The organism is Streptomyces sp. NPDC021100, assembly GCF_044333095.1.
GTDB lineage: Bacteria > Actinomycetota > Actinomycetes > Streptomycetales > Streptomycetaceae > Streptomyces.
Map to the genome: position 1 here is coordinate 425,531 of NZ_JBIRQH010000001.1, position 15,844 is coordinate 441,374.

Below are 15,844 nucleotides of genomic sequence, written 5' to 3' on the forward strand. Positions count from 1 at the left end.
GGCCGCTTCGACCCGGTGGGACTGCTTCAGGGCAGGGACATGCAAGCGGCAGCCGGGCGGCCGGACAATGGGGAGGGGTATTCCACGGGCACTTTTCGGCCGGTCGGCGGAGGGGGCCGGTCGGGGGTCGGCGGGGGCGGAACTGTCGCTTCCGGCGGCGGAGTTGTCGACTCCGCCGCCGTTTCCCCGCCGGAACCACCTCTTCCGTAGGAGAACACGCGCCTCCGGCGCCGGTTCACGCCACGCGCACGGTGTCCGCGAGGCGCGAGAAGTCGTCCCGGCCGTGCCCCTCGGCGATCGCCCGGCGGGCGACGGCGAGCGCCGCGTCCAGGACGCCGGTGTCCCGTCCGCGCGCGGCCGAGGCGTGGACGATGTGCCGGATGCCGGCCGCGGCGTCCACACCGTGCCGGCGGCGGGGCCGGGCACGGCCGGCATCGCGGCGGTGCTGCCGCGCGCGGCCGGGGACGAGGCGTCGCCGCCGCTGCCCGCGTGCTCGCCGCCGGCGGACGAAGTGCCGGCGGAACGGAACCGGGTCGAGGGGACGATGACCCAACTGGGCCGCTGCCCGTACTTGTTGTGGGAGACGATCGACCGGTCGGGTGTCGAGGCTCGTGCGGCGGACGGCGTCGGCGGGACCGACTGCAGGGAACCCCTGGGGTCCTACGCCCTAGCGTCCCCCCAGTCTCTTGGAGCACGATAGCCCCATGCTCACCACTTTCATCGCCTTCCTCGGGGCCTGCACACTGATCGCGGCCTCCCCCGGTCCCGGCACCATGCTGATCATCCGCAAGTCGCTGCAGAGCCGACGGGCGGGCTTCATGACGGTGCTCGGCAACGAGACCGGCGTCTTCGTCTGGGGCCTGGCCGCCGCGTTCGGTCTGACGGCGCTGCTGGCGGCGTCCGAGGTGGCGTACGACGTGATGCGGATCGTCGGGGCCGTGGTGCTGGTGACATTCGGGGTCAGGACGCTGCTGGAGGTGCGGCGCGGGACCGGGAAGGCGGAGGTGCCGGGCGCCCCGCAGGCCGGGGAGGAGGAACGTTCCGGCTGGTCCTCGTACCGGGCGGGCCTGGTGTGCAACCTGGCGAACCCGAAGGCCGCCGTGTTCGCGATGTCGTTCCTGCCGCAGTTCGTGCCGGACGGGGTGCCGCACCTGCCGGCGATGGTGGCACTCGCCGCGATCTGGGCCGTGTTCGAGGTGGGGTACTACGGGGTGTACGTGTGGTTCGTCGGCCGGATGCGGGCGATCATCTCGCGGGAGCGGGTGCGCAGGCGGCTGGAACTGGCGTCGGGCGGTGTGCTGGTGGCACTGGGCGTGCGGATGGCCGTCGAAGGCTGAGCCCGCTGCCGGCTCCGGGAGCCGGCAGCGGTCCTTACGGGCGCGCGCGGATCAGCGACGGCCCCAGGAGGCGGTGGCGACGGTCCGGCCGGCGGCGTCCCGCAGGGTGGCCTTGTCCCGGTCGTTGTTCCAGACGTAGGCGCGGCGGTTCTGGTACACGTCGGCGGCGGTGTCGCGGCCGGTGCCGGTGTGGACGCGGACGGAGGCGTGGGCGGCGAGGCGCAGCGTGCCGAAGCGGTAGGTGTGGCGCTCGTTGTCGGTGAGCGTCCAGCGGCTGAGGTCCACGGCCTTCTTGCCGGTGTTGGTGACGGTGACCCACTCGGCGTTCAGGCTCCGGTTCGAGCGGTCGTCGCGCCCCGGGCTGTCGTACTGGATCTTGCCGAACGCGACGGTCGGACGAGCGGCCACGCTCTGCTCCGCCGCCACCGCCGCGGGCACGGCGGCGGCCGCCAGCACCGCGCCGCAGGCGGCGGTGACGACCAGGCGGGCTATGGATCGCGACAAGGGAACCTCTGCTTTCCGGCCCGGCGGCCCGGCGGGGCCGCCGCGACCACGGCTGTGCGCCCGGCGGCTGCCGGGCTCGCCCTACTCTCGCGCGGAGGCGTCCGCTCCGGGAAAGGGATCCTGTGTCCTGTGACGCAGTTCTCACACTCCCGTGACACCCGCCGGCCCGGGGGTTTCCGGCCCGCTCACGCCCCGCACCGGCCACGAACGTCGCTCCGACGCGCCCCAGCGGGCCGCGTCCGCCCGGGATTTGTGATCATTGAACGCCCCGGTCCGCCGTGTGTGAGAGGGATGATTCCTGATGCCCGCCGTTCCCGCCGACCCCACCGTGCTCCACCCGATGCCCGGCCAGCCCCGGGTGGTGTTGCTGAAGCCGCTGGTCACCTCGCCGTTGATCGAGGTCGGGGAGTTCTCGTACTACGACGACCCGGACGACCCGACGGCCTTCGAGACCCGGAACGTGCTCTACCACTACGGCCCGGAGAAGCTGGTCATCGGCAGGTTCTGCGCCCTGGGCGAGGGGACGCGGTTCGTGATGAACGGCGCCAACCACCGGATGGACGGCCCCTCGACGTTCCCGTTCCCCATCATGGGCGGATCCTGGGCCGACCACTTCGACCTGATCACCGGACTGCCCGGCCGCGGTGACACCGTGGTCGGGAACGACGTGTGGTTCGGCTACCGCTCACTGGTGATGCCCGGCGTCCGGATCGGGCACGGGGCGATCGTCGCCTCGGGGTCGGTCGTGGTCGACGACGTACCGGACTTCGCCGTCGTCGGCGGCAACCCGGCCAAGGTCATCCGGTACCGGTACGCACCCGAGGACATCGCCCGGCTGCTGGACATCGCCTGGTGGGACTGGCCGGTGGAGCACATCACGCGGCACGTCAGGACCATCATGTCCGGCACGCTCGACGAACTGGAGGCGGCGGCTCCGGGCCGTGGTTAGGGATTCGGCGGCCGGGGGCCCGTGGGCCGCGCGGCTCCCCGCCCCGGCCGGAATCCGCCCCCGCCGAGTCCGGAACCCGCGCTCCGCCACGCGTCGGCGGGGCCGCCTACTCGGCCGGCTCGGTGACGAACGTTCCCTTGGCGGGCAGCGTCACCAGCAGGCCGCGCTCCCGCAGTTCCTGGATGGCCCGCCGAACGGTACCGATGGCCACGCGGTACTCCTCCGCCAGGTCCCGCTCCCCCGCGAGCCTGGCACCGGGCCTGAGTTCACCCGCGACGATGCGGGCCGCGATGTGGTCTGCGACCTGCATGTAGACGTAGACCGCTTTGGTCGGGTCGATGGGCGCCGCGCCCTGCTCACCTGCCATGACAGTCAACATAGAGCAAGGAAGCGCTACACGGATGAGTGGATAGCTCTCCACTGCTCTACACCGCTCCACGTTCCGGTATTACGGTCGCAGCACGTAACACCCCGGCGGCGCCTGCCAGCGCCCCGGGGCACGGTCCACGCTGCGAAGGAGCGTCGACGTGTTCAACGCTATCCCCCATTGGCTTTCCCGGGCATGGGAAAAGCTGTGCCCGGCCCTCAGAGCCGTCGGAGACGGCCATCGCCCGCCGCAGGAAGTACGCGTCCCGACTGCCGGAGCGGCCTGGACCGACGTCCCGCCGACAGAGGACCCGACCGCGCCCTTCGTCAGGGTTTCCGCACACGGCATCGACATCGTCCCCCGCAGCCCGTCGCGGTGCATCTGCCGTGAAAGGGTTTCGCCGCCCCGTCGCGTCACCAGCGCATTCGTCACGGACGCCCAAAGGCCGGGGTCTCCGGCAACCTCCGCGCTCCCAGCCGAGAGGGGTGGCGAGTGAACAGCCTTGCCGGGGCACGCGGTCCGACGATCCGGCCCGAGTACGAGGCCGAATCAGCGGTCACTTTCTCGATGCGTTGCGCCACCTGCGGGGCCGCGTCCGAGCGCGTGGAGGATTTCACCGTTTCCCACGGCTGGTCACTCCGGCATGTGACCCGGCACCCCGACCACCTGCGCTATCGCGAGGTTATTCACCGCACTTGGCGGGCTGACCCCGCTCTCTGAGGCCGCTGAGAGCCACCCTCCGGGCCGGGGCCGCCGTGCCGGCCCCGCGCCGCGTCGGCACGCGGAGCGGCACGGCGATGCTCAGGAGGGCGCCGCGCGCCGGGACAGGCGGCGGGCGACTGACCTGACACCGCTCTTAGCGACCGCCTCGTAGAGTGCCGCCATGACGCGCAGCGACAACGACCGGCCCGGCGAGCCGGACCGCGCCCGGCGGACGGTCTTCGGGGAGGCCGCCGAGGAGTACGACGCCGCCCGGCCCGGCTACCCCGGGCAACTGTTCGCCGATGTCCTGGAGTTCGCGCGGCCCGGCGCGGAAGGGGACGTCGAGGCGCTGGAGGTCGGCGCGGGCACCGGAAAGGCGACGCTGGCGTTCGCCGCGCTCGGCGTGCCGGTGACGGCGATCGAGCCGGACCCGCGCATGGCCGCCGTCCTGGCCCGGCACCGCGCCGACCGCCCCGGGATCACCGTGCACGAGGGCGAGTTCGAGACCTGGGACGCGGCCGGCCGCCGCTTCGACCTCCTCTTCTCCGCCCAGGCGTGGCACTGGGTCGACCCGGAGGTCCGCTGGTCACGCGCCCGTTCCGTGCTCCGCCCCGGCGGCGCGCTCGCGCTCTTCCGGAACGACTGGTACGTCACCGACGAGTCCCTGCGGCAGGAACTCGTCGCCGTCCACGACCGCTTCCTCCCCGAACGCCCCCCGCACTCGATCCTCGACGAGCACCCCCGCGAGTCCGTCCGCGGCGAGCACTCCTGGGTGACCGCGGAACTCCGCGCGGACCCCGGCTTCACCGACCTCGACCACCGCGTCTACTCCACGGCGCACGAACGCTCCACCACCGGCATCACGGCCCTGCTGACGTCCCTGTCCTTCTACCGCGCCCAGCCGGAGGACACCCGCCGCCGCCTGCTCGCGGAAGTCGCGCGGGCCGTCGATGCGCAGGGCGGACGCGTCGGCCTGACGACGCAGTCGGTGCTGTTCCTGGCCCGGACACGGAGCTGAGGCCGCCGGGCCGGGCCGCTCCGGTCACTCGTGGGCGAACTCCTCGGTGTCCAGGACGAGTCCGACGACCGTGCCCGCGAGGTCGACCGGATCGCCGAACTTCACGGCGGGCTCCAGGCGGTACGCCCCGCCCTCGGGTTCCGTGTAGACGTGACAGAGTCCCGTGTACGGGTCGACGATCAGGAGGACCGGGACTCCGGCGGCCGCGTAGGCGTCCTTCTTGGGCCCGTAGTCGTTGCGTGCGGTGTCCTTCGAGATGACCTCGGCGACGAAGGCGACGTCCTGGTGCTTCCAACGGCCCTTGGCGTTCTTCTCCGCACCTTCCTTGAGGAGAAGGACATCGGCGGCGAAACCGTTCAAGTGGCCGGGGAAGTCGATGCGGACGTCCGACAGCAGCCGGCGGCGGGGGTACCGTGCGCGGAGCTGCTCGACGACGTTGGCGGTGAGGTCCCAGTGATTGTCCCGTTGCGGCCAGAAACAGACCGCTCCCTCGACGACCTCCACCTTCCAGCCCTCGGGCACGGGCATGCGTTCAAGCCATGCGAACAGCGTGTCCAGACTCACCCCGTAGTTCACCGTGTGCTCCTCTCCCCCGCCGCCGCGCGGCGCGGGCGGCCGCGGGGTACAACGCGGCGCACGGCCGCCCCGACACGCCCTGCCCGGCGAGAACCGCCCCACTCGTCCACCGCGACCGTCCGCCCTCCCGCATGCCGCCGCTCAGCGCCGTCGTCGCACAGCCGCTACCGTCGCTCCACCACACCGGCCGAGGAGGAGCCATGCGCCCAGCAGACGGCGGACAGCCGCCCGAACTCTTCCCGCACCCGGGCACGACCGTTTCCGCGCTCGGTGGGGCACTCGCCCGGGTGGCTCCCTCCCGCCTGACCGAGTTCCGGGCAGATCTCGACGCGGCCCTGACCGCCGCCGCGCAAGACGGCTCGTCCCAGCCGGTCCGGTTCTTCCGAACCACATGGGCCACGGAGATCGAGATCGAGCGCCGACCGGCCTTGGCCGCCCGCTATCGGGCAGCGCTGGACGCGGCCAACATTCTCGATCGGGACGACCCCCGCCGGCGGGACGCCATGGACGCCTGCCTGGCGCTGTACCAGGAGGCCCGTTCCGCGGCGACCGGCGGGTGACGACCGAGGCCCCGGAGGGGGTACCGCGCCCTTACTCGTCCACCGCCTCCCACTCCACCCCACCGTCCTCCGTCCGGCGGACGCGGCCGAAGGGGACGTCGGCGAAGTGGATGCCGAAGCCGAGGGTGTCGGGTGCGGTGAGCTGTTCGACGAGGTCGCGACGGAAGGCGGCGGACTGCCGCTGGTCGTGGTCGACGACGGCGGACCACTCGGGGTGGGCGACCTGGAGAGGGGTGTGCATCGCGTCGCCGAAGGCGATCAGGCTGCGGCCGCCGCCGGTGATGACGTAGGCGGCGTGGCCGATCGTGTGGCCGGGGGTGAACAGGGCCCGGACGCCCGGGAAGATCTCCTCGCCGTCGGCGACCGTGCGTACATCGGTCGCCATGGCGGCGAGGGTCTCCTCAGGCACGCCGTGCTCCACGGCGAGGTGGCGCTCCTCCCACTCCGGCCCCGCGACCAGGTGGGTCACGCCCGCCGCGGTCAACTGGGCGGACCAGCCGATGTGGTCGCGGTGGAAGTGCGTGATGGCGACCGCTTCCAGGGCGGCGGGCGGGCGGCCGAGGGCGGTGAGGTGGTCGAGGAGGGCGCCGGCCTCGATCCGCCCGACGGGGGTGCCGGGCGCGGCCGGCAGCGAGACCGGGCCGATGCCGGCGTCGATCAGCAGGGCGCGGTCGCCGTGCTCCACCAGCAGGCCGCCCACGCCGGCCACCAGGTAGCCGTCGGCGTCGAGGTATTCGGGGTGGGCGGCCCACACCTCGTCCGCGGTGGCCGGGAGCCAGCCTCGCGGCGACAGTTGGACGACGCCGTCGGGCACGTAGGTCACCTTGGTGTCGCCGAGGCGGAGGGAGCGGATGCCGGCAGGGCGATTCAGACGCGTGCGAGTGTTCGTCATGCTGCGAACAACGGGCCGCCGGCGCGCGGCATTCCCGCGTTCCGACGGCCCGTCAGAAGCGTTCTTCCGCCGCTTTACGCGGCGACCGGCACCCCGTTCCCAACGGCGGCCGTCGCCGGCTCCAGGGCCAGCTCCAGCACCTGCCGGACGTCCGACACCGCGTGGACCTCCAGCTTCTCCAGGACCTCGGCCGGGACGTCGTCGAGGTCGGGCTCGTTGCGCTTGGGGATGACGACGGTGGTGACACCCGCCCGGTGCGCCGCCAGCAGCTTCTGCTTGACGCCGCCGATCGGCAGGACCCGCCCGGTCAGCGAGACCTCGCCGGTCATCGCGACGTCCGGGCGGACCCGCCGCCCGGAGAGCAGGGACGCCAGGGCCGTCGTCATCGTGATGCCCGCGCTCGGCCCGTCCTTGGGGACGGCGCCCGCCGGGACGTGCAGGTGGACGCCGCGCTCCTTGAAGTCACCGACCGGAAGCTCCAGTTCCGCGCCATGGGAGCGGAGGAAGGAGAGGGCGATCTGCGCGGACTCCTTCATCACGTCGCCGAGCTGGCCGGTCAGAGTGAGGCCGGCGGCGCCCGTCTCCGGGTCGGCGAGGGACGCCTCGATGAAGAGGACGTCGCCGCCCGCGCCGGTGACGGCCAGGCCGGTGGCCACGCCCGGGACGGACGTGCGCCGCTCGGCCGGGTCCTGGGCGGACTCGGGGGTGTGGTGCGGGCGGCCGATCAGCGGGCGCAGCTCGTCCACGCCGATCGTGAACGGGAGCTCCAGCTCGCCGAGTTCGTGCCGGGCCGCGACCTTGCGGAGCAGCCGGGCGAGCGACCGCTCCAGCGTACGGACGCCCGCCTCGCGGGTGTACTCGCCGGCGAGCCGGCGCAGTGCCGCGTCGTCCACCGTGACCTCGCCGGGCTCCAGGCCGGCCCGTTCCAGCTGCCGGGGCAGCAGGTGGTCGCGGGCGATGACGACCTTCTCGTCCTCGGTGTAGCCGTCGAGGCGGACGAGCTCCATCCGGTCGAGCAGGGGCTGCGGGATGGCCTCCAGGACGTTGGCGGTGGCGAGGAAGACCACGTCGGAGAGGTCGAGTTCGACCTCCAGGTAGTGGTCGCGGAAGGTGTGGTTCTGCGCGGGGTCGAGGACCTCCAGGAGGGCCGCGGCGGGGTCGCCGCGGAAGTCGGAGCCGACCTTGTCGATCTCGTCGAGGAGGACGACCGGGTTCATCGAGCCGGCCTCCTTGACGGCGCGCACGATGCGGCCGGGGAGCGCGCCGACGTACGTGCGCCGGTGGCCGCGGATCTCCGCCTCGTCGCGCACGCCGCCGAGCGCCACCCGGACGAACTCGCGCCCCATGGCCTTGGCGACGCTCTCGCCGAGCGACGTCTTTCCGACACCGGGCGGGCCGACGAGCGCGAGCACCGCGCCCCCGCGCCGCCCGCCGACCACGCCCAGCCCCCGGTCGGCGCGCCGCTTGCGCACCGCCAGGTACTCGGTGATCCGCTCCTTGACGTCGTCCAGGCCCGCGTGGTCGGCGTCGAGCACGGCCCGGGCGCCCGGGATGTCGTACGCGTCCTCCGTGCGCTTCGTCCACGGCATCTCCAGGACGGTGTCGAGCCAGGTGCGGATCCAGCCGCTCTCGGGGCTCTGGTCGGAGGCCCGCTCCAGCTTGTCGACCTCCTTCAGGGCCGCCTCGCGGACCTTCTCCGGCAGGTCGGCGGCCTCCACCCGGGCGCGGTAGTCGTCGGACTCGCCGTCCGCGTCCCCGTTGAGCTCGGCCAGCTCCTTGCGGACGGCCTCCAGCTGGCGGCGGAGCAGGAACTCGCGCTGCTGCTTGTCGACGCCCTCCTGGACGTCCTTGGCGATGGACTCGGCGACGTCCTGCTCGGCGAGGTGGTCGCCGAGCTGCTTCACGGCGAGCTTCAGCCGCGCGACCGGGTCGGCGGTCTCCAGCAGCTCGACGCGCTGGGCGACGGTGAGGAAGGGCGAGTAGCCGGAGTTGTCGGCGAGCTGGGAGACGTCGTCGATCTGCTGGACGCGATCGACGACCTGCCAGGCGCCGCGCTTGCGGAGCCAGCTGGTGGCGAGCGCCTTGTACTCCTTCATCAGCTCGGTGACGGCGCCCGGCAGCGGGTCGGGGGCGGGCTCCTCGACGGCCGTGCCCTCCACCCAGAGGGCGGCGCCGGGGCCGGTCGTCCCGGCCCCGATGCGGACGCGGCGGACGCCGCGGATGAGGGCGCCCGGATCGCCGTCGGAGAGCCGGCCCACCTGCTCCACCGTGCCGAGGGTGCCGGTGCCGGCGTAGGTGCCGTCCACCCGTGGGACGAGCAGCACGCGCGGCTTGGCCCCGCCCTGCGCGGCGGCCTGCGCGGCCTCGACGGCGGCGCGGACCTCGGAGTCCGTGAGGTCCAGGGGGACGACCATCCCCGGCAGGACCACCTCGTCGTCGAGCGGCAGCACGGGCAGGGTGAGCGGTGCGGACGTCGAAGCCATGATCTCCCCTTCGGCAGGCAAGTTGAGCTATGCAGACTCAATGTCCCTGCGCGGGGAGATGTTCCCGCAGGCGTGTTCGCTGTGAGCGATCAGGTTCGCCGTGAGCCTCAGTGCCCCGCCCGCCGTACCGTCCGGCCCGGGCGGACCGATCGGCCGCCGTGGCCCGGGAAGGCGCGGCGGTAGTCCGTCGGGGTGATGCCGAAGTGCAGCGTGAAGTGGCGGCGCAGGTTGGCGGCCGTGCCCAGGCCGCTGAGCTGGCCGACGCGTTCCACGGGGAGGGTGGTGGCTTCGAGGAGGGACTGGGCGCGGGACAGGCGCTGGGAGAGGAGCCACTGGAGGGGGGTGGTGCCGGTGGCGGCCTGGAGGCGGCGGAAGAAGGTGCGGGGGCTCATGCCGGCGCGGGCGGCCAGGTCGTCGACGGTGAGGGGCTGGTCGAGGCGTTCGGTGGCCCACTGGAGGACGGGGGCCAGGCCGTCGTCGCCGGTCTCGGGGACGGAGACCTCGACGAACTGGGCCTGCCCGCCGGGGCGGTGGGCCGGGACGACGAGCCGCCGGGCGAGCTGGTTGGCGACGTTTGCGCCCAGGTCGCGGCGGACGAGGTGGAGACAGAGGTCGAGGCCGGCCGTGACGCCGGCGCTGGTGAAGACGGTCCCGTCGTCGACGTACAGCACCGAGTCGTCCACCTCCACCTCCGGGTGGCGGCGGGCCAGGGCCTCGGTGTGCATCCAGTGGGCGGTCGCCCGGCGGCCGTCGAGGATCCCGGCGGCGGCCAGGGCGAAGGCTCCGGCGCACAGGGAGACCATGCGCGCGCCCCGGTCGGCGGCGCGTCGGAGCGCGTGGAGGAGTTCGTCCGGCAGCTCACGCTCCCCGTCGACGCACGCCTCCGGAACGGACGGGATGATCACGGTGTCCGCGTCCTCCAGCCCCTCCAGCCCGTAGGGGGTGCGCAGGGTGAAGCCGAGCGGGCCGGGCGGCGGCTGGTGCGGGGACGGGCCGGCGGCGCACAGGCGCAGGTCGTACCAGGGGTCGGCGAGATCCGGGTGCGGGATGCCGAAGACCGTGCAGACCACCCCCAGCTCGTACAGGTCCCAGTAGGGGATGTCGTCGTCGATCACTGCCACGGCCACGGAACCAGCGCTCATACCGGGACAGCCTAGTGGCAGGAATTTTGCGGAGGCGGTCAGTCCTGCCACTGTCGGGGCCGTGCGGGCGGTGGAAACGTAGGGGTCACACGAGAGCGCGTCCTCTCAAGTCCCGGTACTTCCCCACGAAATGGGTGACTTTTCCATGAGCACGAAGGTGACCGTCCTCGGCCTGGGTTCGATGGGCACCGCGCTGGCCGGTGCGTTCCTGGCGGCCGGCCACCGCACGACCGTCTGGAACCGCACCGCGGGCAAGGCCGCCGCCCTGGTGGAGAAGGGTGCCGCCGAGGCCCCGGACGCCGCCGCGGCCGTGGCGGCGAGCCCGCTGGTGGTCGTCTGCCTGGCCACCTACGACACCGTCCACGAGGTCCTGGACCCGCTGGTCGGCGACCTGGCCGGGCGGACCGTCGTCAACCTCACCTCCGGCGCCCCGGAGCAGGCCGCCGAGGCGGCCCGCTGGGCCGAGAAGCACGGCTTCCGCTATCTCGACGGCGCGATCATGACGACGCCGCCCGGCGTCGGCAACCCCGACTTCATGTTCCTCTACAGCGGCTCCCCGGGGGCCCTCGACGAGCACCGCGCGACGCTCGCCGCCCTCGGCGACCCGGTGGACCTGGGCACCGACGTCACCCTGGCCTCCCTCTACGACACCGCGCTGCTCGGCCTGATGTGGTCCACGCTCACCGGCTGGGCGCACGGCGTGGCGCTCGTCGGGACGGACGGCGAGGGCAAGGCCGCCGCCTTCACCGCGGTCGCCGGCCGCTGGATGCGGGCCGTCGAGTTCTTCATGAACACGTACGCCCCGCAGGCCGACGCCCGCAGCTACCCGGGCGACGACGCCACGCTCGGCGTGCACCTCGCGGCCATCGAGCACCTCGTGCACGCCAGCGAGGCGCGCGGGGTGGCCTCCGGTCTGCCCGAGCTGCTCCAGGGCCTGGTCAAGCGGGGCATCGACGCCGGGCACGGCGGCGACAGCTGGGGCCGGCTGGTGGAGTTCGTCCGGGCGGAGGGACGCGCGTGAGCCCTCTGACGACGCCGGGCACCGCCCTCGCCCTCGACTGGGCCACCCTGGTCACCGAGACCGCCGAGCGGACCACCGCCTTCCTCGACGGCCTGGCTCCGGCCACGGCCTGGTCGCGGCCGGCCGGCCGGCTGGAGTGGTCCTGCCACGCGACGCTCGACCACCTGGCGTTCGGCATCACCGGGTACGCGGCACTGCTCACCGCCAAGCCGCGGGACCGGTACATCACCCTGTTCGCCTCGCTCGACCCGAAGGCCCCGGTCTCAGCCCGCCTGGAGGGCATCCGCGTCGCGGCGTCGTTCCTCGCCGCCGCCGTCCGCGCCGCCGCGCCCGAGGACCGGGCCTGGCACCCCTGGGGCCACTCCGACGGGCCCGGCTTCGCCGCCATGGGCGTGGTGGAGGCCGTCGTCCACACCCATGACATCGCCACCGGCCTGGGCGTCGACTGGACCCCGCCGGACGACCTGGCCGGCCCCGCCCTCGCCCGGCTGTTCCCCGGCGTCCCGCACGAGGACCGGCCCGGCCTGGCCCTGCTCCGCGCCACCGGACGGATCGCGCGGCCCGGGGAGGGGCACCTCGCCGAGTGGAGCTGGGACGGCACCGTCCGCTGAGGCGGTGGCGTCCGCTGGGGCAGTGGCGTCCGGGGCGGCGGCGACGGCCGGCGCGGGCCGGAGGGGAGCCCGCGCGGCCGGCGCCGTGTCCCGGACGTCACCGCGCAGCAGCAGCTCACAGGCGACACCGGCCAGCAGGGCGATCGGATGCCCCCAACTGGCCAGCGGGTCCGCCAGCTCCACCAGGTCCTGGGCGCACATCAGGGAGGCGGCGCCCAGCAGCCCCCACTTCCAGGGCGGGCGCTGGAGGCTCGCCAGCGCGCCGAGACAGGCCATCAGGCCGAAGCTGATGCCGTAGTCGAGCCGGTGCAGCGAGTCGGCCGGCAGCCGGCCCGCGGCGACCGCGCCGGCCACCGGCAGCTCGGTGGCCAGGGTCGCCAGGACGTGGCCGAGCAGGAAGACACCGGCCGTGCGCAGCCCGCCCACCCGCCGCTCCAGGGCGCCGAGGACCGGGGCGAACGCCCAGCCGAAGAAGGACCAGAGCCCGCCGGCGACCCACAGGGCGCTGGCGAACAGGACGACCAGCGGCCGGTCGGCCAGATGGGCCGCGTCGGTGCTGGAGTCGCGGAGCAGCTGGTTGACGGTGGACTCGTCGCCGAGCTCGGCGTAGACCGCGGTGGCGAGCAGGACGAGGCCGTACCAGAAGGTGAAGGGCGTGGCCCGAGGTGTGGGGACCAGCTGCCGCAGCCCGTGGAACCGGGTTCTGAGCGGGCGCGCCGGCCGCCGTCCGGCGGCGGTGCCGTCGGCCGGCGCGGGGGCGCCCGCCTCGGCGGGATCAGCGGCGGTCACTCGGCCGGGCTCCCTTCCGTCGACGTGCCCGGGGCGTGCCCGGACCTTCCCGGGACGCTCCGGACGGCCCGCCCGGCGGCGGGCCGCAGTACGAACAGTACGGGCCCGGGCGTCCGCCGGACCCGTCTTCGGTCCGTGAACCAGGCCACGCCTGTCAACCTCTTAACCTTCGGATGCGTCCGTCGAACATCAACGGTCTCCGGAGGTCTCCCGTGCCCGTCCCGTATGTCCCGAACGATCCCGTGACCACCCTCGACCGCCGCGACGGTCCCTACGGCGAGGTCGCCCTGCGGCGGCGCGGTCCGGCGGAGGGGGCCCGGCCGGTGTACGAGATCATCGCGAACGGCTGCTTCCTGATGGACACCTCGGACGGCCGCTCCGAGCGGCTGCTGGTGGACGCCGCGCTGAGGGCGCTGCCGGCCGGGCGGGCGGAGCCCGCGGTGCTGATCGGCGGGCTGGGCGTGGGCTTCTCGCTGGCGCACGCGGCTGCGGAGCCGCGCTGGGGGCGGATCACGGTGGTGGAACGCGAGCGGGCGGTGATCGACTGGCACCGCGCGGGCCCGCTGTCCGCCGTGTCCGGCGCGGCACTGGCCGATCCGCGCGTACGGATCGTCGAGGCGGACCTCCTCGCGCACCTGGACGCCCCGGCCCCGGCCTCCGCCACCTCCCCGGACGCCCCCGCCTACGACGCGATCTGCCTCGACATCGACAACGGCCCCGACTGGACCGTCACCGAGGACAACAAGGGCCTCTACTCCCCCACCGGCCTCGCCGCCTGCCGCGCCCGGCTCCGTCCCGGCGGAGTGCTCGCCGTGTGGTCCGCACAGCCGTCCGAGCGGTTCGAGGAAGCCCTCCGGAATGCCGGGTTCGCCGGGGTAACCACCGAAGAGATCATCGTTGCCCGAGGCGTCCCCGACGTCGTCCACCTCGCCGTCCTCGCCGCGTAGCCGTCCCCCGTCACCTGCCCGTACCCTGCTTGCCACAGTGGGAGGACCGGCACCGGAAGACGCTGGGGACGACGGCTAGGGGCGGGGCACATGGAGCAGACACACACGGGCCCGAGCGGCGCCGCAGCCTCCGCCGGGGCGCAGCGGCGGGTACTGATCGTCGAGGACGACCGGACCATCGCCGACGCCATCGCGGCACGGCTGCGGGCCGAGGGGTTCCAGGTGCGGACCGCGGGCGACGGGCCCGCGGCGGTGGACACCACCGAGGCGTGGCAACCGGACCTGCTGGTGCTGGACGTGATGCTGCCGGGCTACGACGGCCTGGAGGTGTGCCGGCGGGTCCAGGCCCGCCGCCCGGTGCCGGTGCTGATGCTCACCGCGCGCGACGACGAGACCGACATGCTGGTCGGCCTGGGCGTCGGCGCGGACGACTACATGACCAAGCCGTTCTCCATGCGCGAGCTGGCGGCGCGGGTGCACGTGCTGCTGCGCCGGGTGGAGCGGGCGACGCTGGCCGCGCACACCCCGCGGAGCGGGATCCTGCGGCTGGGCGAGCTGGAGATCGACCACGCGCAGCGCCGGGTGCGGGTGCGCGGCGGGGACGTGCACCTGACGCCGACCGAGTTCGACCTGCTGGTCTGCCTGGCGAACACCCCGCGTGCCGTCCTCTCCCGGGAGCAGCTGCTGGCCGAGGTGTGGGACTGGGCGGACGCCTCCGGCACCCGGACCGTCGACAGCCACATCAAGGCGTTGCGGCGCAAGATCGGCGCGGAGCGGATCCGGACGGTGCACGGGGTCGGGTACGCCCTGGAGACACCGGCCGCGTGAGGGGAACGGACGCGAGATGACCGGCTGTCCGCGGCCGGGCCTGCTGAGCCGCGTCTGGGAGGCGCTGCGCCCGCTGGATCCCTACCGGTCGGTCAAGGCCGCGCTCGGGTGGCTGGTGGTCGGTTCCGTGGTGATCACGACGTTCCTGGTGTTCGTCGCGTTCCGGTCGGCGACCGGGCTGCGGGTGATCACCGTCTTCTCGATCATCGCCTCGCTGCTGATCACCCAGTTCGTGGCGCACGGCCTGACCGCGCCGCTGGACGAGATGACCGAGGTCACCCGGGCGATGGCGCACGGTGACTACACCCGGCGGGTGCGGGACGGGCGGCGGGACGAGTTCGGCGACCTGGCGCACGCCTTCAACCGGATGGCGGCCGACCTGGAGGCGGTGGACACCCACCGCAAGGAGCTGGTCGCCAACGTCTCGCACGAGCTGCGGACGCCGATCGCCGGGCTGCGGGCGGTGCTGGAGAACGTGGTGGACGGCGTCTCGGCCGCCGATCCGGAGACCATGCGGGCCGCCCTCCAGCAGACCGAACGGCTGGGGCGGCTGGTGGAGCAGTTACTCGACCTGTCCCGGCTCGACAACGGTGTCGTACCGCTGCACGCCCGCGGCTTCGAGGTCTGGCCGTACCTGGCGCAGGTGCTGAAGGAGACCAGCATCGCCTGCGGCACCGGCTCCGCGCCCCGGGCCGCGCGCAAGGACGTCCACCTGCACCTGGACGTCTCGCCGCCCGACCTGACCGCCCACGCGGACGCGGAGCGGCTGCACCAGGTGGTCGCCAACCTGGTGGAGAACGCCGTCCGGCACAGCCCCCCGCACGGCCGGGTGACGGTCCGGGCGCGGCGCGGCGAGGGGCCGCAGTCGCTGGACCTGGAGGTGCTGGACGAGGGCCCGGGCATCCCGCCGGCCGAGCGGCACCGGGTCTTCGAGCGGTTCAACCGGGGCGGCTCCGGGCAGCACGGACCGGGCAGCGACGGGGGGACGGGGCTGGGGCTCGCCATCGCCCGCTGGGCGGTCGACCTGCACGGCGGCAGCATCGGCGTGGCCGAATCCCCCCGGGGCTGCCGCATCCGGGTCACTCTTCCAGGACGAGCCTCGTGATCCGAGTTGACGT

General features: G+C 73.7%; 16 protein-coding genes. 8 read left to right on the forward strand and 8 right to left on the reverse strand.

The annotated features are described in order from the left end of the window. Positions 1 to 235: 235 nt before the first annotated feature. Positions 236 to 400: a hypothetical protein gene (locus ACH4PU_RS01965; protein WP_398264561.1), complete on the reverse strand. Its 165-nt coding sequence runs from the start codon at positions 398 to 400 to the stop codon at positions 236 to 238. Positions 401 to 704: 304 nt separating this feature from the next. On the opposite strand from ACH4PU_RS01965, the gene ACH4PU_RS01970 reads away from it, so the two are divergent. Next, complete coding sequence (locus tag ACH4PU_RS01970; RefSeq protein ID WP_398264563.1) at positions 705 to 1,337, forward strand: LysE family translocator; 633 nt, start codon at positions 705 to 707, stop codon at positions 1,335 to 1,337. A gap of 51 nt (positions 1,338 to 1,388) precedes the next feature. Here the strand turns inward: ACH4PU_RS01970 and ACH4PU_RS01975 are convergent, their stop codons facing one another. Continuing rightward, positions 1,389 to 1,841 (reverse strand): lamin tail domain-containing protein, encoded by a 453-nt coding sequence (locus ACH4PU_RS01975; protein ID WP_398264565.1) that lies wholly within the window; start codon positions 1,839 to 1,841, stop codon positions 1,389 to 1,391. A gap of 301 nt (positions 1,842 to 2,142) precedes the next feature. Here ACH4PU_RS01975 and ACH4PU_RS01980 point away from each other — a divergent pair, with 301 nt between their 5' ends. Then, entirely contained in the window at positions 2,143 to 2,790 is a 648-nt protein-coding gene (locus ACH4PU_RS01980; RefSeq protein WP_398264567.1) for a CatB-related O-acetyltransferase, read from the forward strand. A 106-nt stretch (positions 2,791 to 2,896) separates the two neighbouring features. Here ACH4PU_RS01980 and ACH4PU_RS01985 read toward each other — a convergent pair whose 3' ends face one another. Then, the gene (locus ACH4PU_RS01985; protein ID WP_398264569.1) at positions 2,897 to 3,157 is read right to left on the reverse strand and encodes a GntR family transcriptional regulator; all 261 of its coding nucleotides are present in this window, start codon (positions 3,155 to 3,157) and stop codon (positions 2,897 to 2,899) included. Between the two features lie 883 nt (positions 3,158 to 4,040). Here ACH4PU_RS01985 and ACH4PU_RS01990 point away from each other — a divergent pair. Next, positions 4,041 to 4,877 carry a class I SAM-dependent methyltransferase gene (locus tag ACH4PU_RS01990; protein ID WP_398264571.1) on the forward strand — a complete coding sequence of 279 codons (837 nt, stop codon included), beginning with the start codon at positions 4,041 to 4,043 and terminating at the stop codon, positions 4,875 to 4,877. Positions 4,878 to 4,901: 24 nt separating this feature from the next. Here ACH4PU_RS01990 and ACH4PU_RS01995 read toward each other — a convergent pair whose 3' ends face one another. Beyond that, entirely contained in the window at positions 4,902 to 5,405 is a 504-nt protein-coding gene (locus ACH4PU_RS01995; RefSeq protein WP_398265331.1) for a Uma2 family endonuclease, read from the reverse strand. 248 nt (positions 5,406 to 5,653) lie between these two features. Here ACH4PU_RS01995 and ACH4PU_RS02000 point away from each other — a divergent pair, with 248 nt between their 5' ends. Next, on the forward strand, positions 5,654 to 6,013 hold the full coding sequence (locus ACH4PU_RS02000; protein ID WP_398264573.1) for a hypothetical protein: 360 nt from the start codon (positions 5,654 to 5,656) through the stop codon (positions 6,011 to 6,013). A 31-nt stretch (positions 6,014 to 6,044) separates the two neighbouring features. Here ACH4PU_RS02000 and ACH4PU_RS02005 read toward each other — a convergent pair whose 3' ends face one another. The 3 genes from ACH4PU_RS02005 to ACH4PU_RS02015 all read right to left on the reverse strand — a co-directional run bounded on the left by ACH4PU_RS02005 (position 6,045) and on the right by ACH4PU_RS02015 (position 10,530). Then, positions 6,045 to 6,905 carry an MBL fold metallo-hydrolase gene (locus tag ACH4PU_RS02005; RefSeq protein WP_398264575.1) on the reverse strand — a complete coding sequence of 287 codons (861 nt, stop codon included), beginning with the start codon at positions 6,903 to 6,905 and terminating at the stop codon, positions 6,045 to 6,047. Positions 6,906 to 6,979: 74 nt separating this feature from the next. Continuing rightward, the gene (gene lon, locus ACH4PU_RS02010) at positions 6,980 to 9,388 is read right to left on the reverse strand and encodes an endopeptidase La (protein WP_398264577.1); all 2,409 of its coding nucleotides are present in this window, start codon (positions 9,386 to 9,388) and stop codon (positions 6,980 to 6,982) included. A 107-nt stretch (positions 9,389 to 9,495) separates the two neighbouring features. After that, positions 9,496 to 10,530, reverse strand: a complete 1,035-nt coding sequence (locus ACH4PU_RS02015; RefSeq protein WP_398264579.1) for a helix-turn-helix domain-containing protein — start codon at positions 10,528 to 10,530, stop codon at positions 9,496 to 9,498. A gap of 145 nt (positions 10,531 to 10,675) precedes the next feature. On the opposite strand from ACH4PU_RS02015, the gene ACH4PU_RS02020 reads away from it, so the two are divergent. Next, positions 10,676 to 11,551 (forward strand): NAD(P)-dependent oxidoreductase, encoded by an 876-nt coding sequence (locus ACH4PU_RS02020; RefSeq protein WP_398264581.1) that lies wholly within the window; start codon positions 10,676 to 10,678, stop codon positions 11,549 to 11,551. Between the two features lie 263 nt (positions 11,552 to 11,814). On the opposite strand, the gene ACH4PU_RS02025 is transcribed toward ACH4PU_RS02020, so the two are convergent. Continuing rightward, positions 11,815 to 12,951, reverse strand: a complete 1,137-nt coding sequence (locus ACH4PU_RS02025) for a rhomboid-like protein (RefSeq protein ID WP_398264583.1) — start codon at positions 12,949 to 12,951, stop codon at positions 11,815 to 11,817. 212 nt (positions 12,952 to 13,163) lie between these two features. Here ACH4PU_RS02025 and ACH4PU_RS02030 point away from each other — a divergent pair, with 212 nt between their 5' ends. The 3 genes from ACH4PU_RS02030 to ACH4PU_RS02040 all read left to right on the forward strand — a co-directional run bounded on the left by ACH4PU_RS02030 (position 13,164) and on the right by ACH4PU_RS02040 (position 15,831). Then, a complete protein-coding gene (locus ACH4PU_RS02030) occupies positions 13,164 to 13,898 on the forward strand; it encodes a spermidine synthase (RefSeq protein ID WP_398264585.1) in 735 nt (244 codons plus the stop codon). 90 nt (positions 13,899 to 13,988) lie between these two features. Continuing rightward, positions 13,989 to 14,726 carry a response regulator transcription factor gene (locus tag ACH4PU_RS02035; protein WP_398264587.1) on the forward strand — a complete coding sequence of 246 codons (738 nt, stop codon included), beginning with the start codon at positions 13,989 to 13,991 and terminating at the stop codon, positions 14,724 to 14,726. A gap of 16 nt (positions 14,727 to 14,742) precedes the next feature. Continuing rightward, complete coding sequence (locus ACH4PU_RS02040) at positions 14,743 to 15,831, forward strand: sensor histidine kinase (RefSeq protein ID WP_398264589.1); 1,089 nt, start codon at positions 14,743 to 14,745, stop codon at positions 15,829 to 15,831. Positions 15,832 to 15,844 lie beyond the last annotated feature (13 nt).